Genomic DNA, 22,071 nt, shown 5'->3' with positions numbered 1-22,071 from the left:
CTAACCGCGGGTACGACGCGAATCGATCACTCCCGTATCGAATCCGGCCAGGTGCAATCCCCCGTGGAATCGGGCGTGTTCGATCTTCAGGCACCGATCCATGACGACGTTCAATCCCGCTGCCTCGCCGTCATGGGCCACCTGCTCGTGCCACAGCCCCAATTGAAGCCAGATCGTCTTCGCCTGCGCTGCAATGGTTTCCGAAAGCACTTCAGGAAGGTCGTCGTACTTGCGGAACACGTCGACCAGATCCGGCGGCTTCGGTAGGTCGGCGAGTGTGGGGTAGACCGTCGTTCCTTCGATGTCGGTGACCGTCGGGTTCACCAGAAAGATCTCGTAGTTGCTCGTCGACGAGAGGTATCGGTTGACGAAGTAGCTTGCCCGCGAGGGATTCTTGGACGCTCCGACGATCGCCACCGTCTTGGTCTCCCGCAGAATGCGCTGCCGTTCCTGGGCGGACGGGCCCTGCCAGGTGCGTTCGCTCATGACCGCGCCCTTCCTGTTGCCAGTGTCAGGGCCTGATCCAGGTCCCACAGAATGTCCTCGACATCTTCGAGGCCGACGCTGATCCGAATCAACTCCGGATCAACACCTGCTCCGCGGAGTTGCTCGTCGGTCAGTTGTCGGTGCGTGGTGCTGCCCGGGTGGATCACGAGGGTGCGCACGTCACCGATGTTGGCGACGTGGCTGGCGACCTGGACGCTTTCGACGAACGCCTGTCCGGTCTCGCGGCCACCGTCGATTCCGAAAGCGAACACCGCACCGGGACCGGTGGGGAGGTACTTCGCTGCTCGGTCGTGGTGTGGGTGACTGTGCAGCCCGGCCCATCTCACGTACTCGATCCGGGGATCTGCCTCGAGCCACTCGGCGACCACCCGAGCATTGGCGACGTGCGCGTCCATGCGTTGCGGCAGCGTCTCCACTCCCTGGATCAACGTGAATGCCGATTGCGGTGCCAGTGCGCCGCCGATGTCGCGCAACTGCTCGCTGCGCAGCTTGGTCAGAAATCCGTACTCGCCGAAATTTCCCCACCACGACAGACCGCCGTACGAATCCACCGGGGCCGTCATCTGCGGGAATTTGCCCGAGCCCCAATCGAATCGCCCGGATTCGACCACCACTCCCCCGAGCGTCGATCCGTGACCGCCGAGGAACTTGGTGGCCGAGTGGATCACGATGTCGGCACCGAATTCGATGGGCCGGCTCAGCCACGGCGTCGCCATCGTCGCGTCGATCACCAACGGAATTCCGTGATCGTGCGCTACGGCGGCAAGACCCTCGAGGTCGGCGATCTCCCCCGACGGATTGCCGATGATCTCCGCGTAGATCAGCTTGGTCGAATCCGTCACCGCTGCTGCGTAATCCGCAGGATCGGTACCGGGAACGAACGTGGTCTCGACGCCGAAGCGACGTAGCGTGACGTCGAGCTGGGTCACCGTGCCGCCGTAGAGCCCGGCCGCGGCAACGATGTGGTCGCCGGTGCCGGCAAGCGCAGCGAACACTGCGAACTCGGCCGCCAACCCACTGGCGAACGCCACCGCCCCGATGCCGCCTTCGAGGCTCGCGATGCGCTCCTCGAAGGCGGCGACCGTGGGGTTGCCGATACGGCTGTAGACGTTGCCGTACTTCTGCAGAGCGAACAGATCGCCTGCGTCCGCGGAATTCTCGAACACGTAGCTGGCCGTCTGATAGATGGGCACAGCACGCGAACCGGTGGAAGGATCTGGTCTCGCTCCGGCGTGAATTGCTCTGGTACGCAGGCCGAATGTCCGTTCGCTCATGACATCAGGCCGTTTCGAGAACGGTGTGAATCGGGGTGGGATTGCGCGTCAGATCCAGCACGGGGCAGTGATCGTCGACGGCCTTCTGCAGCTCCTCGTACCGCTCCCGGCTCTCCGGACCGGTGACGGTCACGACGACGCGCACCTCACCGAATCCGGGACGAACGTTGTCGTCGAAACCGAAGAATCCGCGAACGTCGAGGTCACCCTCGGCCTTGGCCTTGATGTCGTCGACGACGATACCGAGCTTCTCGGCCCAGACGCGGTAGGTGACCACCTGGCAGGACAGCAGCGAAGCCAGGTAGTACTCGACCGGGTTGGCGGCCTTGTTCTCACCGCCGAGGGCGGGCGGCTCGTCGACCTCGACGCTGAACTTGCCGAGGGTGACGGTGCTGGCGACGGCGTCGTGCGCGGTGGCGGAGGCACGGAACACCGCGTGGGCGTTCTTCGCGTCGGCCTGCACGGCATCGTCGGTGGCAGCGATGACGCCGCCGATGTGGGACACAGAAGTGGTCATGGAAAATTCCTGTTCGGTTCGAGGGTTGCCGGAACGACCCGAGGAGCGCGAAATGCTCGTCGGGGATGGGTTCGATCGACAGCTACGAACAGGAAGAAGTGCAGACGAGACCGAAGTCGATGGTGCGACGACGCACGAGCCTTCTGGCTGCGTCGGTCACGTGTGTCTCGGTCACGATGCCGACAATAGCTTACGAGAACTGATCCGCGCCGACATCGGTCTCGTCGTCGGTGATCGCCGCGACGATACGTGCTGCCACCGCATCCGGCGTCAGACCCTGCGGTAGTTTCGGTGCCTGCCCGGCGATCGGCCGCGTCGCAAGCCCCGTCTCGGTGTGCGGCGGACGCACGTCGACGATCCTGATCTTCGACTTCCGCGCTTCTGTACGAACACTTTTCAGCAGCGCGCTCACCGCTGCCTTGCTCGCCGAATAGGCGCCCATGTTCGGCATCGGCTTGTCGGCCACGACGGCACTGATGTTGAGCACGAACCCGCCCTGATCCAGCGTGGTCAATGCTTCTCGAAGCACACGCAGCGGTGCCAGATAGTTCAGCAGCAGCAATTCGTCGACGGTGTCGTCGTCCACCTCGGTCACCGGCCCGAACGCCACAACGCCTGCGGCGATGACGATTCCGTCCAACCCGCCGTGGTGTTCGACGGCCTCCGCGACCACCGATCGGGCCGAATCGGGCAGCGTCAGATCGGCGTTCACCGTGTGATGGTCCGACTCGATGCTCCGGCCGCTCAGAGTCAACCGAGCCCCGGCCTTCGCGAGCTGCTCGACGATCGGTCCGCCGAGACCGCCGCTGGCACCGAATACGAGAATGCGTGCGCCGTCGAGAGTGGTCATGATTTCGAGGCTAACCGCCTACTCGAACGCTCGCTGACGACCGGCCGAACGACGTAGCCCGGGGCGTGTACTCACAGCAGTTCGGCCGCACGGCGAACCACGTCGATGCAGAGGTCGAGATTGAGCGGGCTCAACGTCGAGAAACCCTGAGCCACTTCACCTTGTTCGAGCACCACCACCCGGCCCGCTGCGACGCTCGGCAACGACGTGAACAGTCCGGTCTCGACGATTCCGGCCGAGCCGAAGTCGAACACGACGAGCACGTCGGCGTCGGCGAGGACGTCGGCGTTCTCGGCGGAGAACTCGGGACGCGGAGCGTCGGCGGTCGCTCCGTCGGACAGTGCGGCGACCGTCGTGAACCCGGCTCGCCGGAACAGATCCACGGCGGGGATCGATTCGTGACCGAGCCCGTAGAACATGGACGTGTCGTAGGCGGCGATCAAGCCGACCGTGGCACCGCCGACGTCGAGCCCTTCGAGCGCGGCGGACATCCTCGCGTCGGTCTCCGCGATGAGCTCGTCGGCGCGATCTCGCCGGTCGAGTGCGTCGCCGATCATCTCGAGGTTGGCCCGCCAATCGAACGACGCGATCTGGACCACCGGGGCAAGCGATTCGAGCTGAGAACGGGAATCGGCCACCCCGTCGTCGCCGATGATGAGATCGGGTTCGGCTGCTGCGATGCGCTCGGTATCGATCGATTCACCGAGGGAGATCCGCTCACTCGTCCCACCGAGTTCGGCGAGGGCGTTCTCGTGCCACTCCCATGATCTGTTCGGTGCGCCGATCATCTCGGCGAAGCCCTCGCGCACCCCGAACTGCACGGGGACGACCCCGAGCGCGAGCACCGTATCGAGATCCCACAGGTTGGCCACACAGGCAACCCGCTGTGGTCGACGGTCGATCACGACGGACTCACCCGCATCGTCGACGATAGTGCGGGGATAGCCGTCCCCTGCCGTCCCATCGCCCGTGGCCTGCTCCTCACCGCTACCGCAGCCGACGATCAACGCAGCGAGGGCAACGCTGCCGATGAGGAACTCACGACGCGTCGCCGCCTCGATGATGGTTGCCTCCGATCGGTGTGCTCCGAGAGCGAAAGCAGCGGCCAATTCACGCGCAGGTGCGGTCATGACCGGAAATAATAGGCATGCCTAACCTATGGCGTCAAGGGTTAGTCAGCCGAGCAACTTCTTCTGGACCTTGCCCATCGCGTTGCGTGGGAGAGAGTCGACCACTCGAATCTCGCGGGGCCGCTTGTGAATCGAGAGCTCGGTGGCCACCAGATCTATCAGCACCCGATCCTCCACATCGGTGCCGACGACGTACGCCACGATGCGCTGGCCGAGGTCGTCGTCGGGCACACCGACCACGGCCACCTCGTCGACGCTCGGATGCCCCAGCAACACCGTCTCGATCTCCCCTGCGCCGACGCGATAGCCGCCGGACTTGATCAGGTCGGTCGAGGCTCGTCCCACGATTCGGTGGAAGCCGTCGGGCTCGATGAGAGCGACGTCTCCGGTGTCGAACCACCCGTCTTCGGTGAACGTCTTCGCCGTCGCGTCCGGGTTGTTTAGGTAACCGTCGAACAGCATGGGGCAGCGGACCTGCAACGCTCCGATGGATTCGCCGTCGTGCGGCAGGATTTCGCCCTTCTCACCGCGCAGCCGAGTCTCGACGCCTGCGACCGGCAGTCCCACCGAGCCTGCTCGACGCTCCCCGTCGGCGCGGGTGCTGATGGTGATGAGGGTTTCACTCATGCCGTATCGCTCGATCGGGGCCTGGCCGGTGAGTTCACGTAGCCTCTCGAACACCGGAACCGGGAGCGGCGCACTGCCGGAAACCAGAAGTCGGGCACCGGCAAGGGCGCGGGCCGACGCCTCGTCCGCGGCGACACGCGACCATACGGTCGGTACCCCGAAGTACAGGGATCCGCGCGCGGCCGCGTAGAGCTCCGGCGTCGGCTTCCCGGTGTGGATCAGCGGGCTGCCCACTCGCAGGGGGCCGAGGACGCCGAGGATGAGACCGTGCACGTGGAACAACGGAAGTCCTTGCACAACAGTGTCTCTCGACGTCCATGCCCAGGCCTGCGCCAACGCGTCGAGCCCGGCCGCGATGGCACTGCGAGAAATCAACACACCTTTCGGCGGGCCGGTGGTACCGGAGGTGTAGAGCACGAACGCGACCGAGGACGGTTGCGGTTCGGGGTAGCTGTGCCACGACCGTGCATGCTGACGCACCGGCAGGACCTCGAGCCCGGAGGTGTCCGGCGGCGCTTCACCGAGCCACGCCTGCGCGCCCGAGTCGCGGAGGATGTGCTCACGTTCGGCCACCCCGGCATCGGGCGGAACCGGCACCACGGTGACACCGGCGATGAGTGCACCCACAACAGCGAGCACCGTCTTCACCGACGGCGTCGCGTAGACCGCAAGTCGGTCGGCACGCGAGATGCGTTCGGCCACGGACGTCGCCGCGCCCAGGATGTCGGCACGAGAGAGCGAGACTCCGTCGATCGTGATGGCGTCGGGAATATCGTCTCCCCGCGCAACGGCGAGTGGGTTCAGTGAACGAAGCAGCACATGGCTACCGTACATACATGGACGTGGACGGAATCGACACCGGCGACTACGCCGAGTACATGACGGTCGCCGCCGGTGACCTGCAGGCGGGTGTCTATCTGATCGGAACCGACGCCGAGCAGGACACCGATTCCGAGGACGACCTCGACCTGGACCTCGAGGACTCCGATTCCGACGATGACGACATCGACATCGCGCACGTCACCGACGGCGCGCCCAGGCTGGTCTACTCGGTGCAGTCGGACGATTTCTGGACCAGAGTCGAACTGGCCGATCTTCGAGCCACTCAGCTCTACGAGGAAGCGCACGCACGCAATCCCGAGGTCAACACGGAGCCCAAACGCTTCACCACCGTCGAGGCTTTCGGCAGCAACGAACTGGTCTACATCCTGCGCATCCGACGCGGCGGCTGGGATGGGATCGAGCCGGTACTCGAGCCGTGATCGGCGCGGCCCCTCAGTCCTCGCAAACGCGAGAGCGTTTGCTGAACGCGAGCGGTTTCGCGTCACGATTTTGCGCGCGTATGGCAAGTGCGCGCGCGTGTGCGAGATCTAGGCCGAGGATGCGACGGTGCCGACTCCGAGGGCAACCAGGAATCCGGCGCTGATGCGGTCCAGCCAGTCGGTCACCGCGGGCCTGCTCAGCATGGCCACCGCACGTGAGGCGAGAACGGAGAACACTCCCATCACCAGCGCGGCGACAACCACCTCGACCAAGCCGAGCGTCATCGCACCGGTGAAAGTGACCACGGTCAGGAACTGCGGCACCACCGCGAGGTAGAACAGTCCGACCTTGGGATTGAGCGCGCACGAAAGAACACCCGCACCGAACGCCGACCACGCAGACGCAGCGACAGGCACCAGCGGCTCACCGGCCACCTTGTTCTTGCGTCGCGCCCGGAAGGCCTTCACGCCCAGGTACAGCAGATACAGCCCACCGAGGATCTTGACGACGCGATACGCCGTCGCGGATTGCTCGACGATCGCCGCCAGCCCGACGGCCACCAGCACGGCCCAGAACAGTCCACCGATCGCGACGCCCATCGCCGCCGCGATCCCGGGCTTGAGACCGCCGATGCTGTACCGCAGCACCAGAAACGAATCGGGCCCGGGCAGAATCGCCAGCAGAAAGCACACACCGGCGAAGCTGAGCAGCAGGCTGAGGGTCATGGGTACATGAGAACACCCGGTCCGAGTTGGGTCCAACTGACGTGAGTGTCCACAATTCACGTCCAGCGACGGAATCCCGCTCGCGAAGTCGAATAGTGGACGCTCAGCGCACCAGAGAAACCCGACTACCCGCGCAGGCGAGCCGCCGCAGCCTCGATGCGTTCGTCCGTGGCCGTGAGTGCGATGCGCACGTGCTGTCCACCGTTCGGTCCGTAGAACTCTCCCGGGGCAGCGAGGATGCCGCGTTCGGCGAGCCAGTCGACGGTGTCGCGGCACGGTTCGCCTCGCGTAGCCCACAGGTACAGCCCGGCCTCGGAGTGGTCGACGGTGAATCCGGCTGCTTCGACGGCTTCCTTCAATACAGTCCTGCGTGATCGGTACCGCTCGCGCTGAATGCTCTCGTGCTCGTCGTCGGCGAGTGCGGCGGTCATGGCGGCCTGGATCGGCAGCGGCACCATCATGCCGGCGTGCTTGCGTACCTCGAGCAGCTCGGCAACCAGGGATGCGTCGCCGGTGACGAAGCCGGCGCGGTAGCTCGCGAGGTTCGAGGTCTTCGAAAGCGAGTGCACGGCAAGCAGATTGGTGTGATCGCCGTCGCACACGCGTGGATCCAGCACAGAGACCGCTTCGGCTTCCCAGGTCAGACCCAGGTAGCACTCGTCCGAGACGACGATGGCGTCACGCTCGCGGGCCCAGTCGACGACTTTGCGGAGATGCTCGACTCCGAGCACCTTGCCGGACGGGTTGGACGGTGAATTGACGAAGATCAGCGACGCCCGCTCGGGGCCCAAACGCGACAACCCGTCGGCCCGCAGAATTCGCGCACCCGCCAGCAGTGCCCCCACTTCGTAAGTGGGGTAAGCCAATTCGGGGATGACAACCAGGTCGTCGGCTCCCAGGCCGAGCAGCGTCGGCAGCCAGGCGATCATTTCCTTGGTGCCGATGGCCGGGAGCACCGCGTCGGGCGAGAGACCGGTGATCGAATACCGACGCTCGAGCGCGGCCACCGCGGCCTCGCGCAATGCGGCGGTACCGACCGTGGTGGGGTAACCGGGCTCGCCCGCAACGGAATTCAAGGCCGTGCGGATCACCTGCGCAACCGGATCCACCGGTGTACCCACCGACAGGTTGACGATGCCGCCCGGGTGCGCCGACGCCTTCTCCTTGGCAGCGGTCAACGAGTCCCATGGAAAATCGGGCAGCGCCGCTGCCACCGCTCTACGTGCCAAGGCGTCAGTTCTCGCCCATGGGAGGCAGAGCCTTGATGAACGGCGGGTCGTAGTCGGTCTTGCCGAGCTTCGCAGCGCCGCCGGGAGATCCCAGGTCGTCGAAGAAGTCGACGTTGGCACCGACGTATGCGCTCCACTGCTCGGGCACGTCGTCCTCGTAAAAAATGGCCTCGACGGGGCACACGGGCTCGCAGGCTCCGCAGTCGACGCATTCGTCGGGGTGGATGTACAGCATTCGGTTACCCTCGTAGATGCAATCCACCGGGCACTCTTCGATGCACGCTTTGTCCAGTACATCTACGCACGGTTCTGCAATCGAGTAGGTCACTGCTGCTCTCCCCTCCTGTATCGATCGTGGGCGCTCGCGCGCCCTGAGCATCCTAGTATCGCGGTCCGAACCTGGAGCAAACCGACCAGGGTGACCTCACCTGGCTCGATCGGCTATCGCCGCACCTGCTTCGCGGGCGAGTCGACCCCGAGGTTCGAGGCCTTCTTGTGGGCCGCAAGCCACTTGCGGCCCTGCTTGGCGGCACGAGAGAGCGCGCCACGCTCGCCGAAGTATCCGGCGACGCCACCGACGACCGGGATGGCACCGAGCACGCGGTAGATGCCGCGAGGATGCGGACGCTTCTCCAACTCGCCTGCGACGTCGCGCAGCACGTTGGCGATCTGCCACATGCCGCGCAGCAGCGCGAACGGACCCGACTTGGGGGACTCTTCCTTCTTCGCGGGAGCACTGTCGGCCAGGGACGTCAGGTCGCGCTTGCACAACACCGAGCCGAGTAGCGCCACATGCGTCTCGCGGTCGGTCACCCCTGATTCGCGGGCCACGGCGACGAGCACCATCGCCTGGTTGGCGAACCCGAGCAGATCCTGGATCGGCAGGCGGTTGACCAGGATGCCGAACACACCGGGAAACGCGACGGCAACGGTGTTGAGAGCTCCGATGCGATTGACCCACCACTGCGACCGAGCGTCACTGCCGAGCTTCTCCCACCCTGCGGTGCCCGGGAAGTCGGTGGTGTCGAAGGCCTTCGCGAGGAAATCGATGACGTTGTCGAGGGTCGAATCATCCGCGGAGGACTCGCGGAACGTCCTGCCCTTGAGGCCTATCGGGTCGCGTGTCGCGAGGATGTCGAGCACGGGATGAATGATGGCGACGGCACTGCTCAGCACCGCGGCGACACGACGGTCGTCCATGTCAGACAAGCTCCATTTCGAGAGTGACCCCGAGGGTCAGATCAGGCCGGCAACGGACACCGCCGGAGCCGGGCCGTACGTGGTGGTGCGCTGACGAACCGGTCGTCCGATGCCGTCGGCGATCTCGTGCAGTTCCGCAACGGTCTTCTCCGAACCGTTCTGCGAACCCGCCATGCGTGAGATCGTCTCCTCCATCAGGGTCCCGCCCAGATCGTTCGCGCCCCCGTTCAGCATCGCCTGTGTACCCGTGATTCCCAATTTCACCCATGATGTCTGAATATTGTCGATCCGGCCGTGCAGCATGATGCGGGCCAGAGCATGCACGGCGCGGTTGTCCCGGTTGGTCGGGCCGGGTCGCGAAGCCCCGGCGAGATACAGCGGCGAGGACTGGTGCACGAACGGCAGCGGCACGAACTCGGTGAACCCACCGGTCTTGTCCTGGATCTTCTTGAGCACGTTCAGGTGGCCGACCCAGTGCGACGGATTGTCGACGTGGCCGTACATCATCGTCGAGCTCGACCGCAGGCCCACCTCGTGCGCGGTGGTGATCACTTCGATCCACTCGGCCGCGGGCAGCTTGCCCTTGGTGAGTACCCAGCGGACCTCGTCGTCGAGAATTTCCGCGGCCGTTCCCGGGATCGAGTCCAGCCCGGCGGCCCGGAGCTCGGTCAGCCACTCACGGATCGACTGACCGCCCCGCGATGCCCCGTTGACGATCTCCATCGGAGAGAAGGCGTGCACGTGCATCGACGGCACCTTGGCCTTGACCGCGCGAACCAGATCGGCGTAACCCGTCACCGGCAGTTCGGGGTCGATCCCGCCCTGCATGCACACCTCGGTGGCCCCGACGACGTGAGCTTCCCACGCCCGATCGGCGACCTCGGTGGTGGACAGCGTGAATGCGTCGGCGTCGCCCTTGCGCTGAGCGAACGCGCAGAAGCGGCAGCCGGTGTAGCAGATGTTGGTGAAGTTGATGTTCCGGTTCACCACGTAGGTGACGGTGTCTCCGTTGACCTGCTTGCGCAGATCGTCGGCGAGGGCAGCGACGGCGTCCATGCCCGCGCCCTCGGCGGTCGCGAGTGCGAGGTACTGCTCGTCGGACAACCCGGCCGGGTCCTTCTCCGCAGCCGTCAACGCCGAGACCAGGTCCCGGTCCACCCGTTCGAGGCCGGCTAGATCGCGTACCTGTTCGCGGATCGAATCCCAGTCGCCGAACGCATTCGCCAGATCCGAACGCGTCTCGGTGTTACGTCCCTGGGTGTCGATCTCGGTGTTCAGGTCGACGCGGCCCGAGGACTCCCACTCCTCGTCCGGTTCCTGCCACGGCAGACCCGTCGGGTTCACGTTCTCGCGCGCCATGCCGGTCTCCGGATCGGCCAGCGCCCGCACGTGCGCCGAGATCCGCGGATCGATCCACGGAGCACCGGCGAGGACGTACTGCGGCTGCGCTGCAACACGTTCCACCAAGCGGTAGCCCGCCTTGTCGGACAGTTCCGCCAGGGTGTCGAGGTTCGGCCACGGGCGCTCGGGATTGACGTGATCGGGGGTCAGCGGCGAGACCCCGCCCCAATCGTCGACGCCTGCGCCCAGCAACGCTGCGGTCTCCTCCGCTGCCACCAGGTTCGGCGGAGCCTGGATTCGCATCGAAGGGCCGACCACCATGCGCGTCACCGCGATCGTCGCCAGGAATTCTTCGAGACCGGCGTCGGGTACGGACCGCATAGCGGTATCGGACTTGGCCAGGAAGTTCTGCACGATGATTTCCTGCACGTGCCCGAAAGACTTGTGCACCTTGCGAATTGCCATGATCGACTCGGCGCGATCACGGAGCGTCTCGCCGATTCCCACCAGGATGCCCGTCGTGAACGGAATGTTGAGCCGTCCCGCGTCGGTCAGCGTGCGCAGGCGAACCTCGGGATCCTTGTCCGGACTGCCGTAGTGCGCCTGCCCCTTCTCCTCGAACAACCGACGCGAGGTGGTCTCGAGCATCATCCCCATCGACGGGGCGACCGGCTTGAGGCGCGAGAGTTCCTGCCACGACATCACACCGGGATTGAGGTGCGGCAGCAAACCGGTCTCCTCGAGCACCCTGATCGACATGGCACGCACGTAATCCAGCGTCGAGTCGTAGCCGCGCGAGTCGAGCCACGCCTTGGCCTCGGGCCACCGCTCCTCCGGCCGGTCACCGAGAGTGAACAGAGCTTCCTTGCAGCCCAGCGCGGCACCCTTGCGCGCGACGTCGATGATCTCGTCGGGGTCCATGAACATCCCGTGCCCGGAAGCATTGAGCTTGCCCGGGACCGTGACGAATGTGCAGTAGTGGCACTTGTCGCGGCACAACCGGGTGATGGGTACGAACACCTTTCGCGAATACGACACGGTCTTCGGACGCCCGGCCGACTCGAGACCCGCATCACGAACCCGCGCAGCCGACGCCATCAGATCAACCAGATCGTCCCCACGCGCGTGCAGCAGAACCGTCGCCTCGTCGACGTTCAACGAGACTCCGTCCCGGGCACGACGCAGAACGCGGCGCATGGCAGAAGCAGCTGGAGCGGTGTCAGGCAACGAAGTCACCAGTCGATCATGCGCCTTCCTGGTACGCACGTGCCACCGCAGGGGTCGGTAGTCCTTCGCCGATCCGAACGTCGCCATTCGGTAACGACTCGGGATGCCCCAGTTCGTACGGGCAGGAAAGCGCACGCCATCGTGGGAAGCTCCTGTTCATGCGCGCTTTCGCCTGCCCGGCCTGCGGCCGACTCGCCCCTTTCGAGTCGCAAAGCTGCCCATCGTGCTCGATCCTGCTCGGCCTTCATCTCCCGTCCAGAACCTTGGTCGCGATCCCGGGCGACGAGATCGTCGTCGACGGAGTTCGCTGGCACCGTTGCGTCAATTGGTCGTGGCACTGCAACTGGCTGGTTTCCGAGGACTCCGGCAGCGGGCAGTGTGCGGCGGGCCGCCTCATTCGCCGCAGGCCCGAGAGCGACGACACGATCGCACTGGAAAAGCTGGCCGACGCATCCGCTTCCCTGCGTCAGCTTCTCTTCCAGTTGCTGGATCTGGGCCTACCCGTCGATTCGTACCGACAACGTGACGGCGGGCTCGCTTTCGACCTACTGTCTTCCCGGACCTCCGGTCAGCAGATCACCATCGGTCATGCCAACGGTGTCATCACCATCGACCTGGCGGAGTCACTCGACGCACATCGCGAGGCCCTGAGGGTGCGGCTTCGTGAACCGTATCGGACCATGCTGGGTCATCTGCGGCACGAGGTCGGCCACTACTACGAGAACATCCTCGTCGAGAACGGCCCGCTCATCGACGACTGTCGAGTGCTGTTCGGCGATGAACGCGCAAGTTACTCGGATGCGATCGCACGTCATTACAAGTTCGGTGCACCCGAGGACTGGCAGCAGAGTTTCATCTCGGAGTACGCCACGATGCATCCGTGGGAGGACTTCGCGGAATGCTTTGCGCACTACCTGCACATCACCGACACACTGGCCACAGCCGCCGAGTCCGGAGTGGTGTTGCGCGCCGACCTGGCGGCCTGGGCAATGCGAGACGATGTCGCTCCTCGAACGAGCTATCACGACGCGGACATCGACGACATCCTCGAGGACTGGCAGATCCTGTCGGGAGTGTTCAACAGGGTCAACAGGTCGATGGGCAAGGGCGACCTCTATCCATTCACCATTGCGCAACCCGTGCACGAGAAGTTGCGGTTCGTGCACCGCGTCGTCACGACCGCGGCACGAACAGACGGCTAGGTTTGCAACCGTGACAACGATGACCGATCCACAGTGGCAACCGTCTCCGCGCGCACGTCTGCTCTGGGCTCTGAGTGCCGGTCTGCTGTGGGTACCGATCTTCGTCGCCCAGATCGTGTGGGCAATCGTCGACTCCAATTGGACGACCTGGCCGCATGTGGCCGTCCTCGTCGCCTCGGTGGTGCTCGCTGTGCTGCACATCGCGATCGTGCCCCAGTGGCGGTATCGCGTGCATCGCTGGGAGATCAGCGACACCGCGGTCTACACCCGCACCGGCTGGCTGAGCCAGGAGCGACGCATCGCACCGATCTCGCGGGTACAGACCGTCGACACCGAGCGCGGACCTCTCGATCGCCTGCTGGGGTTGGCCACGGTCACGGTCACGACGGCGTCCTCTGCCGGCGCGGTGAAGATCACGGCGCTCGACCAGGAAGTCGCGGACAAGACGGTCGCGCGACTCACCGACATCGCCGGCCGTACCGTCGGAGACGCAACGTGACCGTCGGTGACCCGCAGGATCAGGCAGAACTGCTGGCCGTCGAGGAGGAGCAGCCGTGGCTGCGCCTGGACAAGCGAATGTTGTTGGTACATCCGGTGAACGAGGGCATCAAGCTCCTGCCCGTATTGCTGATCTCGTTCTTCGTCGGCAGCCAGAGCGGCAACCACTACTGGAGTCTCGGCATTCTCGTGGTCGTCGTGGTGTTCGCGATCCTGCGGTGGTTCACCACCAGTTACCGGATCGGTCCGGTGCACGTGCAACTGCGCAGCGGGGTGCTGCAGAAGAAAGTTCTGTCCATTCCGCGCAACAGGATTCGGTCGGTCGATGTGGAGGCCAACGTTCTGCACCGGGTGCTGGGGCTGTCCATCCTGCGTATCGGCACCGGCCGACAAGCAGGCAACGGCGAGGCCTTCGAGCTCAACGCACTCGACACGTCGCTGGTGCCTGCGCTTCGTGGGGATCTGCTGCAGCGGGTCTCGGGACAGATACCGACGTCCGACGGGATGCCAACGGCGGCACCGGAACCCGAAGTGGAGATCGCTCACTGGCAGTTCTCGTGGGTGCGGTTCGCACCGTTCTCCATCACCGGCATCGTCACCATCGCCGCGGCCGTCGGTGTGCTGTTCCAGTACGGACTCGGGCGAACATTGGCCGAGTCTTCGGTGGTCTCCAACAGCATCGATTCCGCAGAGCAACTGGGAATCGCGTTGTTCGTGGTCGTGGCTCTGATTGCGCTGCTGGTCGTGTCGAGCATCTTCGCGTGCATTCGTTACCTGTTGACCTACGCCAATCTGACGGTCACCGATCAGGGGCGCACGCTCCACGTCAGTCATGGACTGCTGCGAACCCGCCAGTCGACACTCGATCGCAAGCGGCTGCGCGGCACGTCACTGTCCGAACCACTGCTGCTGCGCGCGGTGAAAGGCGCCAGGCTCGACGCCATCATGACCGGCGTCAGCGCCGAGAAGAAGGAATCGTCCCTGCTGCTCCCCCAGGCCCCGCGCGCCGAAGCACTCCGCATGATGACCACGGTCCTCGGCGACGCCGGTTTGCACGGCGGTGCCGACCGCCCCCTGCTGCAGCACGGACCCGCGGCGCGGCGTCGCCGCTACACCCGGGCGGTGCTGCCGGTGTTGGTCATCGCGGCCGGCCTGGGAATCGCGCAGTACTTCGGCGCGCCCATCCCGATACTCGCTTGGATCGCGCTCGGGGTATTGTTCGTCGCCGCCTTCGGGCTCGCGCACGATCGCTTCCGTGGCCTCGGCCACGCGGTACTGCCCGGTTGGCTCATCACCCGACACGGCTCGCTCGACAGGAGTCGGCACAGCCTCGAGGCCGCAGGCATCATCGGCTGGACGGTGCGGCAGACGTTCTTCCAGCGTCGCGCCGGGGTGGCCACCATCGTCGCCGCTACTCCGGCCGGCGTAGGTCACTACGAGGTGATCGACATCCCCATCGAGAACGCGTGGGCGATGATCGACGCCGTCACCCCTGGTGCCGGAGACATCTGGCTGCACCGAACCTGACATGACGCGGCCGCAGAGCATCGAGGAGCTCGACCTCGCAGTGTCGGAATGCCGCGCCTGCCCGCGTCTGGTGCAGTGGCGCGAGCAGGTCGCGCTCGAGAAGCGAGCCGCTTTTGCGAACGAAACATATTGGGGTAGAGCGGTTCCCAGTTTCGGACCCGCCGACGCGGCCATGCTGATCGTCGGGCTCGCCCCGGCAGCGCACGGTGGCAACCGCACCGGCCGGATGTTCACCGGAGACCGAAGCGGGGACGTTCTCTATCGCGCGATGCATGCGGTCGGTTTGGCCAACCAACCCACCGCGACGCATATCGGAGACGGGTTGGCGCTCAACGGAGTTCGCATTGCGGCACCGGTGCACTGCGCTCCGCCGCAGAACAAGCCGACTCCCGCCGAGCGAGACGCATGCAGGCCCTGGCTGGACGACGAATTGCGGTTGCTGCGCCCGACGCTACGGTCGGTGCTCGTTCTCGGCGCCTTCGGCTGGCAGTCCCTGTTGCCCATACTGGCGGCCAACGGATGGGAGATACCAAGGCCTGCACCGAAGTTCGGCCATGGAGCCAAGCTCGATCTGGGGTCGATCACCGTGTTCGCCAGCTATCACGTCAGCCAGCGAAACACCTTCACCGGATTGTTGACTCCGACGATGATCGAGGACGTACTGCGGGATGCGGGTCGGCATGCACGCTTGCTGTGATCGCCTTCATCCGGAACATGAACAGCAGCACTCCTGCGGGGCCCGCTCCGGCAACGATCAGCAGCATGGTGCGCCAATCGGCGAGCAGGAGAACGTCGCCGCCGGGCCCGCCGAACATGCACAGCAGAACCGCGGCGAACCATCCGATCAAGGGTGACGCCACCCAGAGCGGCCGCTCGGCGACCTTGCGCGCCGCCAGGATCAACGCGACGTTGGCAACTCCGCCGAGCAGTGCACTGACGGGGAACTGCACCGAACCGAGGTAGGTCGGGAGAAAGAAGACCGACAGAATTCCGGACAGAAAGCCGTCGAACACCAGCACTGCGACCGTCGCCCAGGACACCAGGGCGACAGTATTGGATGCAGCTTTCGAGATCATGCGCCCAATACTGCCTTGACCCTGGTTGTTTCAGTGCGCCGGCACTCAGGAAACCGGCGGGTACCCGAGCGAGGTGAGCAGATTGCTCGCGCCCATGGCGATCTGACCCAGAACGTACTGGTACAGATCTGCCTGTGCGCCGAACTGCGGCTTGAGAGAATCGACGAACGCGACGATGGCGTCCTGCACTACCCAGTTGTACATGTGTGTTCCGCCCCTGCTGTGGTGAGATCGACCCTGTGGTCATTCAGTGATGCGAAGCACAGCCTAGTACGCCTGCGAAAAGGTCCGTCTCCCTGCCCGTCGCATCGCCGCCGGGCTCGCCCCGAACGAGCACGTACTGCTCGTCGAGCAATATCGGCTGGGCGATGTCGTTGGACAGTGCGTACTCGTTGCCCGACGGCGCGACGGTCACCTGAGTCGCATGTGCGCGCAGTGCTTCCCGCTTGGCGTCGAGCACGCCCCGAATGTCGATGCTGGTGGTGATCGTGCTTTCCGGGACGCTGGGCAGCTCACCGTCGACCGGCAGTCTCCATCCGGCCGGAAGCTCGTCGATCGCGGCGAGACCCGACTGCAGTTGATCGTGTCCGGTGACGGTCCAGTAGAACTTCGACACCTCCCACGGCGCTCCGGCATCGGGGTAGACCTCGGTTCCGCAGATCTCGACGGCCTCGGTCACCAGCGAGTGCACCTGCTGGTGATCGGGGTGGCCGTACCCGCCCTCGGGGTCGTATCCGACGACGACCTGCGGCCGGAGCTCACGCATGACCGAAACGAGCGCTCCCAGGGCCTCGTCACGGTCCGCGTTGACGAACGCGCGCGGTTTGCGAGCCGCCGACGTCCCCGCCATCCCGGAATCCCGCCAGCGTCCGGCTCCACCGAGAAAGCGCGGCGGGTTGCAGCCCAGGGCAGCGAGCGCGCGGTGCAATTCCAGGATCCGGTAGCCGCCGAGCTGATCAGCGCGATCGACCACCAGATCGGCCCACGTCTCACCGATCACTTCTCCCTCCTCGCCGAGCGAGCAGGTGAGCACCGTGACCTCGGCCCCGGCGCGGACGTAATGCGCGATGGTGCCGCCGGTGGTGATGGTTTCGTCGTCCGGATGCGCGTGCACCAGGAGCAACCGCTGTGGCTCCGTCATCGCCTGATCCGTCATTGCCTGCCCTGTCATCGCTGGTTACTCGCCGTTCTTTCTGTCGTCCGTATCACTGCCGGCATCGGCATCACTGCTGTCATCGGCCGAGCAGCTGCGCCAGATGCGGCAGCGATCGTGCCGTCACGTCGGGCGCAGCAAGGTAATCCGGGTAGGGCCCGCCGTCGCGATGGATCCAGGCGGTCGCCAAGCCTGCACGGTGCGCGCCGTCGATGTCCCAGGGATGAACCGCGACGAGCATGGCGTCCTCCGGCTTCGCGCCGCACTGCTCGAGTGCGTAGCGGTAGGAGTCCGCGTGCGGCTTCCATCGACCGGCGGCTTCCACCGACAGCAACGACTCGAAATTCTCGCGCACTCCGGCCTTGTCCAGCAGGGTCTGTGCCACCTGGACCGAACCGTTGCTCAGAGTGATCAGCCGGATGCCGAGTGCTGCCAGGGCGGTCACTCCCTCGACGACATCGGAATGAACGTCGAGCTCCGCGAAACCACCCATGATGTGGTCCACCGCGGCGTCCAGATCCGGGTTCGAGGCGGTGTCGAACAGCAACGTACGAAGCGAACCGGAACCGATGACGGCGAAGGGCTGGGCAGCATCCGCTGCTGCCAACGCGAAGCCGTCCCGGAGCAGGCCCGCGAACCACGTCGCGAACAAGTGCGGCGGAGCGCCCACGTCGGCGAACCGTGACGGCATCGTGGACATGTCGGACAACGTCTCGTTCACGTCGAACACGATGACGGCGGGGCGATCGATGCGAGTCACCGGGGCGTCCGCATCCACTGCGGAGCGTCGGCGAAGATCCCGACCTCGACCGGGCCGGTCAGCGAGACGCCGGTGATGCCGGGTACGGCGGCCACCACGGACGCGTCCTGCATGATCGGCAGCGTCGACGCCAGCGACCACAGCCTCGGCTCGACGTCGTTTCTGGCCACGGAGGACTCGAGACCGCTCACCAGTGCCCTGTCGATCGTCGGTTGCAGTTCCGGAACACACAGGCCGGACAGATTCCGCGGTATCTCGACGCCGTCGCCGCTGCTGTCGGCCGGCTCGTCGACGCAACCGAACCGGGAGGCGAGGGCCGTCGCGGGGTCGACTCCCGCGCTGGTCCATCCGACCACCGCGTCGACGGCTCCGTCGGTCAACGCCGTCGAGTACAGCTCGTCGGCGGGAAGTGGGGTCACGGTCGCATCGATGCCTGCGCCGACGAGTTCGTCTGCGGCCGTTCCGGCGACCGCGAGCGCGATGTCGTCGTTCTCGACGGCACCGATCACGAACCGCAACGCTGTGCCGGTCGGGTCCGCAAGCTTGGTGACACTCGGGCCCGGAGCGCTCGTGGAGGTCGGGTCGGGACTCGTCGTCGGAGCGGCGGTGGTCGGTGCGCTCGGGTTCGGGGTCGATGTGACCACGGCATCGGGTGTCGGTACGAACCCGGCCCGTTCGAGCAGTTGGAGAGCAGCTGTTCTGCCGATGGGGGCCGGCGCCGTCGCGGTGTATCCGGGGTCGGACGGTGAGGACAGCTGCGCTGCTGCCCGGCGATCCGTCGCGCCACCGCCGGCTCCGACCGTCGCCAGTAGATCGGGGTCGAGTAGACCCAATATCCCCTGTCGCACAACCGAATTCGGCATGTTCGGCGCTCGCCCGTTGACCGTCATCGACAGCACGCGGGATTGTCGGATGGTGTCGGTCCGCACGCCGGGAATCGCGGAGAGTTGGGCTCGCAGGGCCGAGTCGCCACGAACCTGGGCGATCTGAGCGTCACTGGACCGCAGTGAATCGGCCAGCTGCGCGGAGGTGCCCCCGCGGCGGATCAGGATCTGGTCGGGTGATGCGGGCTCGCCCCAGAATCGGTCGTTGCGTTCGAGCAGAATCTCGTCCCGACCCCGGTCGACGGTCTTGATGTTGAACCGAGAACCGGAGACCGGCACATTGTCCGTCAGGCCGCCCTGAAAACCGCCGGGTGAGTCCTTGAGCAGATGCGAGGGCACCAGATCGGCGAACAGCCGCTGCCAGGCCGGGTACGGCGACGAGAGCGTCACGTCGACCGTCTTGCCACCGCCCGAGGATGCGACGTCGTCGATCAAGGCGTACCCCGCCGGATCGACGACACCGGGTTGAGTGGTCATCTGCTGCCACAGGTAGCGGAAATCCTCGGCGGCGATCGGCGCGCTGTCGGACCACTGGGCTTCGTTGCGCAGCTGATAGCGAATGGTGAACGGCGATTGCGACGTCACCTCGGCCGAGATCAACAGCGACAGGTCCGGTTCCCAGGTCGTCACCCCGGTGTCAGGGTCGCGCGAGGGACGGAACGGGCTGGGTAGTACCAGTGAACCGACCGCGGCAGTGGCAGGCGACTGATCTGCCAGAAGATGGGGGTTGAAGCCGATGCCGACATCGTCGATGGCGACGACGACCGGGTCACCGGTCTTCGCCGGCACCATCGTGGTGCTGACCGTGGTCTCGATGCTCTCGATCGGGGGCGGGGGATCCGCAGTGCACGCGGTGAGTACCAGAGCGATGGCAGAAACCAGAACCGTCGGCATCAGCACCTTGCGCAACGAGGATCTCCTTCGTAGTCGGCTACCTTGTGCGACAGAAGCGACGCGCCCCACAAGGGTGACACGTCGCTTCTGCCGCACGAAGTGAGTCTTACAGAGCAGCCTTGTCGCGGGTCTTGCTCCGCGAACGCTCGCGAGCGCGCTCGTTGGAATCGAGGTGCACCTTGCGGACGCGCACGACCTCGGGGGTCACCTCGACGCACTCGTCGCCTGCACAGAACTCCATGGCCATTTCCAGGTCCAGCTTCTTGGGCTTGGCCAGGGTCTCCATGACGTCTGCGGAGGACTGACGCATGTTGGTCAGCTTCTTCTCACGGGTGACGTTGATGTCGAGGTCTTCCTGACGCGGGTTGATGCCCACGACCATGCCCTCGTAGGTGTCTGCGCCCGGCTCGACGAAGAACGTGCCGCGATCGGCCAGCTGGATCATCGCGAACGGAGTGACGGTGCCGTGACGGTCCGACACGAGCGAGCCGGTGTGGCGCGCGCGGATCTCACCGGCCCACGGTGCGTACCCGTGGAAGACGGCGTTGGCGATACCGGTACCGCGAGTGTCCGTGAGGAACTCGGTGCGGAAACCGATCAGGCCACGCGAAGGAACGATGAATTCCATGCGAACCCAGCCTGCGCCGTGGTTCGTCATCTGGACCATCTTGCCCTTGCGTGCAGCGAGCAGCTGAGTGACGGCACCGAGGTACTCCTCCGGTGTGTCGACCATGAGCTCTTCGAAGGGCTCGTGCAGTTTGCCGTCGACCGTCTGGGTGACCACCTGGGGCTTGCCGACGGTGAGCTCGAAGCCCTCACGACGCATCTGCTCGACGAGGATGGCGAGAGCGAGCTCGCCACGACCCTGGACCTCCCAGGCATCGGGGCGACCGATGTCGAGGACCTTGAGCGAGACGTTACCGATGAGCTCTTGGTCCAGACGGCTCTTGACCATGCGCGAGGTCAGCTTGTGGCCGCTGACGCGTCCGACGAGCGGGCTCGTGTTGGTGCCGATGGTGACCGAGATGGCCGGCTGGTCGACGGTGATGCGCGGCAGAGCAACCGGGTTCTCGAGGTCGGCGAGGGTGTCGCCGATCATGATGTCCGGGAAGCCTGCGACGGCGACGATGTCTCCTGCAACACCCTTCTCGCCGGGCACGCGCTCGACTCCGATGGTGTTGAGCAGCTCGGTGATCTTGGCCTTCTGGACGACGGGCTCGCCGTCGACCTCACGCATCCAGCTCACGGTCTGGCCCTTGGAGAGCTGTCCGTTGTGGATACGGACCAGGGCGAGACGGCCGAGGAAGGCCGACGCGTCGAGGTTGGTGACGTGCGCCTGCAGTGGAGCGTCGACGTTGCCCTTGGGCGCGGGGACGTAGCTGAGCAGGACCTCGAAGAGCTCGTCGAGGTTCTCGGCGTCGGGGGCGTGGCCGTTCTCGGGCTGAACCTTCGATGCCTTGCCTTCACGGCCGGAGGCGTAGAGAACCGGAAGGTCCAGCGCCAGCTCGGCAGCTTCGGATGCCTCGTCGTCCAGGTCGGACGCGAGGTCGAGGAGCAGATCGTGGCTCTCCGAGACGACCTCTTCGATACGCGCGTCGGGACGGTCGGTCTTGTTCACGACCAGGATCACCGGCAGCGAGGCGGCGAGCGCCTTGCGGAGCACGAAGCGGGTCTGCGGAAGCGGGCCCTCGGATGCGTCGACGAGGAGGACGACACCGTCGACCATGGACAGGCCGCGCTCGACCTCTCCGCCGAAGTCGGCGTGGCCGGGGGTGTCGATCACGTTGATGACGGTGATGGTGCCGTCGGCGTTGCGCTTGTGGACGGCCGTGTTCTTGGCCAGGATCGTGATGCCTTTTTCTTTTTCGAGGTCACCCGAGTCCATGACGCGGTCGATCGCTTCGGCACGTTCCTCGAACGCGCCGGACTGTCGAAGCATGGCGTCGACCAGGGTGGTCTTGCCGTGGTCGACGTGTGCAACGATGGCGACGTTGCGGAAAGTGGTGGTGCTGTCGATGTTGTCTGCACTGCTTGGGGCGCTCACGCGAAAAATTCTCCTGGAGTCGAATGCGGGCTCTTGTTCGCTAGCGGGCTTATGTCGCTAGAGAAGCGCGCTGCACCGCGAGGTTCTCGCGACTGATCGAGTTTACCCGTAGTCCGGCAGTGCCCCGCGCCACCCTCAGGTCT

22 protein-coding genes are annotated in these 22,071 nt (G+C 65.4%); 5 read left to right on the top strand and 17 right to left on the bottom strand.

Annotated elements, in window-relative coordinates:
• From R3P95_RS12650 to R3P95_RS12625, 6 genes are all read right to left on the bottom strand, one after another.
• Positions 1-486, bottom strand: a complete 486-nt coding sequence (locus tag R3P95_RS12650; protein ID WP_317548490.1) for a CoA-binding protein — start codon at positions 484-486, stop codon at positions 1-3.
• Positions 483-1,781, bottom strand: coding sequence for an O-acetylhomoserine aminocarboxypropyltransferase/cysteine synthase family protein (locus R3P95_RS12645; protein ID WP_317548489.1), 1,299 nt, complete (start codon positions 1,779-1,781; stop codon positions 483-485). Before R3P95_RS12645 ends, R3P95_RS12650 begins: the two co-directional genes overlap by 4 nt.
• A gap of 4 nt (positions 1,782-1,785) precedes the next feature.
• Positions 1,786-2,298 carry an OsmC family protein gene (locus R3P95_RS12640; protein ID WP_094641255.1) on the bottom strand — a complete coding sequence of 171 codons (513 nt, stop codon included), beginning with the start codon at positions 2,296-2,298 and terminating at the stop codon, positions 1,786-1,788.
• A 190-nt stretch (positions 2,299-2,488) separates the two neighbouring features.
• On the bottom strand, positions 2,489-3,148 hold the full coding sequence (locus tag R3P95_RS12635; RefSeq protein ID WP_094641253.1) for an SDR family NAD(P)-dependent oxidoreductase: 660 nt from the start codon (positions 3,146-3,148) through the stop codon (positions 2,489-2,491).
• 71 nt (positions 3,149-3,219) lie between these two features.
• The gene (locus R3P95_RS12630; protein ID WP_317548488.1) at positions 3,220-4,278 is read right to left on the bottom strand and encodes an ABC transporter substrate-binding protein; all 1,059 of its coding nucleotides are present in this window, start codon (positions 4,276-4,278) and stop codon (positions 3,220-3,222) included.
• 45 nt (positions 4,279-4,323) lie between these two features.
• The gene (locus R3P95_RS12625; RefSeq protein ID WP_317548487.1) at positions 4,324-5,739 is read right to left on the bottom strand and encodes an acyl-CoA synthetase; all 1,416 of its coding nucleotides are present in this window, start codon (positions 5,737-5,739) and stop codon (positions 4,324-4,326) included.
• Between the two features lie 2 nt (positions 5,740-5,741).
• On the opposite strand from R3P95_RS12625, the gene R3P95_RS12620 reads away from it, so the two are divergent.
• On the top strand, positions 5,742-6,167 hold the full coding sequence (locus tag R3P95_RS12620; RefSeq protein WP_149407913.1) for a hypothetical protein: 426 nt from the start codon (positions 5,742-5,744) through the stop codon (positions 6,165-6,167).
• 108 nt (positions 6,168-6,275) lie between these two features.
• Here the strand turns inward: R3P95_RS12620 and R3P95_RS12615 are convergent, their stop codons facing one another.
• The 5 genes from R3P95_RS12615 to R3P95_RS12595 all read right to left on the bottom strand — a co-directional run bounded on the left by R3P95_RS12615 (position 6,276) and on the right by R3P95_RS12595 (position 11,977).
• Positions 6,276-6,893 carry a LysE family translocator gene (locus R3P95_RS12615; RefSeq protein ID WP_300518136.1) on the bottom strand — a complete coding sequence of 206 codons (618 nt, stop codon included), beginning with the start codon at positions 6,891-6,893 and terminating at the stop codon, positions 6,276-6,278.
• A gap of 125 nt (positions 6,894-7,018) precedes the next feature.
• Entirely contained in the window at positions 7,019-8,122 is a 1,104-nt protein-coding gene (dapC, locus tag R3P95_RS12610; protein ID WP_300518133.1) for a succinyldiaminopimelate transaminase, read from the bottom strand.
• A gap of 4 nt (positions 8,123-8,126) precedes the next feature.
• On the bottom strand, positions 8,127-8,450 hold the full coding sequence (fdxA, locus tag R3P95_RS12605; protein ID WP_008714223.1) for a ferredoxin: 324 nt from the start codon (positions 8,448-8,450) through the stop codon (positions 8,127-8,129).
• A 113-nt stretch (positions 8,451-8,563) separates the two neighbouring features.
• Complete coding sequence (locus R3P95_RS12600; RefSeq protein ID WP_300518126.1) at positions 8,564-9,322, bottom strand: hypothetical protein; 759 nt, start codon at positions 9,320-9,322, stop codon at positions 8,564-8,566.
• Between the two features lie 36 nt (positions 9,323-9,358).
• On the bottom strand, positions 9,359-11,977 hold the full coding sequence (locus R3P95_RS12595) for a bifunctional FO biosynthesis protein CofGH (protein WP_394855305.1): 2,619 nt from the start codon (positions 11,975-11,977) through the stop codon (positions 9,359-9,361).
• Between the two features lie 71 nt (positions 11,978-12,048).
• On the opposite strand from R3P95_RS12595, the gene R3P95_RS12590 reads away from it, so the two are divergent.
• The 4 genes from R3P95_RS12590 (at position 12,049) to R3P95_RS12575 (ending at position 15,814) form a co-directional block, all read left to right on the top strand.
• A complete protein-coding gene (locus tag R3P95_RS12590; protein WP_300518120.1) occupies positions 12,049-13,092 on the top strand; it encodes a zinc-binding metallopeptidase family protein in 1,044 nt (347 codons plus the stop codon).
• 19 nt (positions 13,093-13,111) lie between these two features.
• Positions 13,112-13,591, top strand: a complete 480-nt coding sequence (locus R3P95_RS12585; RefSeq protein ID WP_068052988.1) for a PH domain-containing protein — start codon at positions 13,112-13,114, stop codon at positions 13,589-13,591.
• A gap of 77 nt (positions 13,592-13,668) precedes the next feature.
• A complete protein-coding gene (locus tag R3P95_RS12580) occupies positions 13,669-15,117 on the top strand; it encodes a PH domain-containing protein (protein ID WP_300518207.1) in 1,449 nt (482 codons plus the stop codon).
• A 1-nt stretch (position 15,118) separates the two neighbouring features.
• Positions 15,119-15,814 carry a uracil-DNA glycosylase gene (locus tag R3P95_RS12575; protein ID WP_068052983.1) on the top strand — a complete coding sequence of 232 codons (696 nt, stop codon included), beginning with the start codon at positions 15,119-15,121 and terminating at the stop codon, positions 15,812-15,814.
• On the opposite strand, the gene R3P95_RS12570 is transcribed toward R3P95_RS12575, so the two are convergent.
• The 6 genes from R3P95_RS12570 to typA all read right to left on the bottom strand — a co-directional run bounded on the left by R3P95_RS12570 (position 15,741) and on the right by typA (position 21,928).
• Positions 15,741-16,193, bottom strand: coding sequence for a hypothetical protein (locus R3P95_RS12570; RefSeq protein ID WP_149407585.1), 453 nt, complete (start codon positions 16,191-16,193; stop codon positions 15,741-15,743). The genes R3P95_RS12575 and R3P95_RS12570 overlap by 74 nt on opposite strands.
• 45 nt (positions 16,194-16,238) lie before the next feature.
• On the bottom strand, positions 16,239-16,397 hold the full coding sequence (locus tag R3P95_RS12565) for a hypothetical protein (RefSeq protein ID WP_008714214.1): 159 nt from the start codon (positions 16,395-16,397) through the stop codon (positions 16,239-16,241).
• 43 nt (positions 16,398-16,440) lie between these two features.
• The gene (gene mshB, locus R3P95_RS12560; protein ID WP_300518111.1) at positions 16,441-17,334 is read right to left on the bottom strand and encodes an N-acetyl-1-D-myo-inositol-2-amino-2-deoxy-alpha-D-glucopyranoside deacetylase; all 894 of its coding nucleotides are present in this window, start codon (positions 17,332-17,334) and stop codon (positions 16,441-16,443) included.
• A gap of 91 nt (positions 17,335-17,425) precedes the next feature.
• A complete protein-coding gene (locus R3P95_RS12555) occupies positions 17,426-18,106 on the bottom strand; it encodes a haloacid dehalogenase type II (RefSeq protein WP_300518107.1) in 681 nt (226 codons plus the stop codon).
• Positions 18,103-19,884, bottom strand: coding sequence for an ABC transporter family substrate-binding protein (locus R3P95_RS12550; protein WP_300518204.1), 1,782 nt, complete (start codon positions 19,882-19,884; stop codon positions 18,103-18,105). Before R3P95_RS12550 ends, R3P95_RS12555 begins: the two co-directional genes overlap by 4 nt.
• Positions 19,885-19,990: 106 nt before the next feature.
• Entirely contained in the window at positions 19,991-21,928 is a 1,938-nt protein-coding gene (gene typA, locus R3P95_RS12545) for a translational GTPase TypA (RefSeq protein WP_068052974.1), read from the bottom strand.
• Positions 21,929-22,071: the final 143 nt, after the last annotated feature.

Origin of the sequence: Rhodococcus cercidiphylli, assembly GCF_033042225.1 — a bacterium.
Lineage (GTDB): Bacteria > Actinomycetota > Actinomycetes > Mycobacteriales > Mycobacteriaceae > Rhodococcoides.
The sequence above is the reverse complement of the archived record's forward strand: the minus strand, read 5'-3'. Positions and strand labels throughout refer to the sequence as shown.

Bases quoted from the DNA above. Each gene is read 5' to 3' on its own strand.
- R3P95_RS12640 (WP_094641255.1), bottom strand. From the start codon at position 2,298: ATGACCACTTCTGTGTCCCACATCGGCGGCGTCATCGCTGCCACCGAC.
- R3P95_RS12565 (WP_008714214.1), bottom strand. From the start codon at position 16,397: ATGTACAACTGGGTAGTGCAGGACGCCATCGTCGCGTTCGTCGATTCT.
- R3P95_RS12615 (WP_300518136.1), bottom strand. From the start codon at position 6,893: ATGACCCTCAGCCTGCTGCTCAGCTTCGCCGGTGTGTGCTTTCTGCTG.
- R3P95_RS12550 (WP_300518204.1), bottom strand. From the start codon at position 19,884: ATGCCGACGGTTCTGGTTTCTGCCATCGCTCTGGTACTCACCGCGTGC.
- R3P95_RS12625 (WP_317548487.1), bottom strand. From the start codon at position 5,739: ATGTACGGTAGCCATGTGCTGCTTCGTTCACTGAACCCACTCGCCGTT.
- R3P95_RS12650 (WP_317548490.1), bottom strand. From the start codon at position 486: ATGAGCGAACGCACCTGGCAGGGCCCGTCCGCCCAGGAACGGCAGCGC.
- R3P95_RS12570 (WP_149407585.1), bottom strand. From the start codon at position 16,193: ATGATCTCGAAAGCTGCATCCAATACTGTCGCCCTGGTGTCCTGGGCG.
- R3P95_RS12620 (WP_149407913.1), top strand. From the start codon at position 5,742: ATGGACGTGGACGGAATCGACACCGGCGACTACGCCGAGTACATGACG.
- R3P95_RS12575 (WP_068052983.1), top strand. From the start codon at position 15,119: ATGACGCGGCCGCAGAGCATCGAGGAGCTCGACCTCGCAGTGTCGGAA.
- R3P95_RS12590 (WP_300518120.1), top strand. From the start codon at position 12,049: ATGCGCGCTTTCGCCTGCCCGGCCTGCGGCCGACTCGCCCCTTTCGAG.
- R3P95_RS12585 (WP_068052988.1), top strand. From the start codon at position 13,112: ATGACCGATCCACAGTGGCAACCGTCTCCGCGCGCACGTCTGCTCTGG.
- R3P95_RS12600 (WP_300518126.1), bottom strand. From the start codon at position 9,322: ATGGACGACCGTCGTGTCGCCGCGGTGCTGAGCAGTGCCGTCGCCATC.
- R3P95_RS12595 (WP_394855305.1), bottom strand. From the start codon at position 11,977: ATGGCGACGTTCGGATCGGCGAAGGACTACCGACCCCTGCGGTGGCAC.
- R3P95_RS12580 (WP_300518207.1), top strand. From the start codon at position 13,669: ATGTTGTTGGTACATCCGGTGAACGAGGGCATCAAGCTCCTGCCCGTA.
- R3P95_RS12645 (WP_317548489.1), bottom strand. From the start codon at position 1,781: ATGAGCGAACGGACATTCGGCCTGCGTACCAGAGCAATTCACGCCGGA.
- R3P95_RS12630 (WP_317548488.1), bottom strand. From the start codon at position 4,278: ATGACCGCACCTGCGCGTGAATTGGCCGCTGCTTTCGCTCTCGGAGCA.
- R3P95_RS12635 (WP_094641253.1), bottom strand. From the start codon at position 3,148: ATGACCACTCTCGACGGCGCACGCATTCTCGTATTCGGTGCCAGCGGC.
- mshB (WP_300518111.1), bottom strand. From the start codon at position 17,334: ATGACGGAGCCACAGCGGTTGCTCCTGGTGCACGCGCATCCGGACGAC.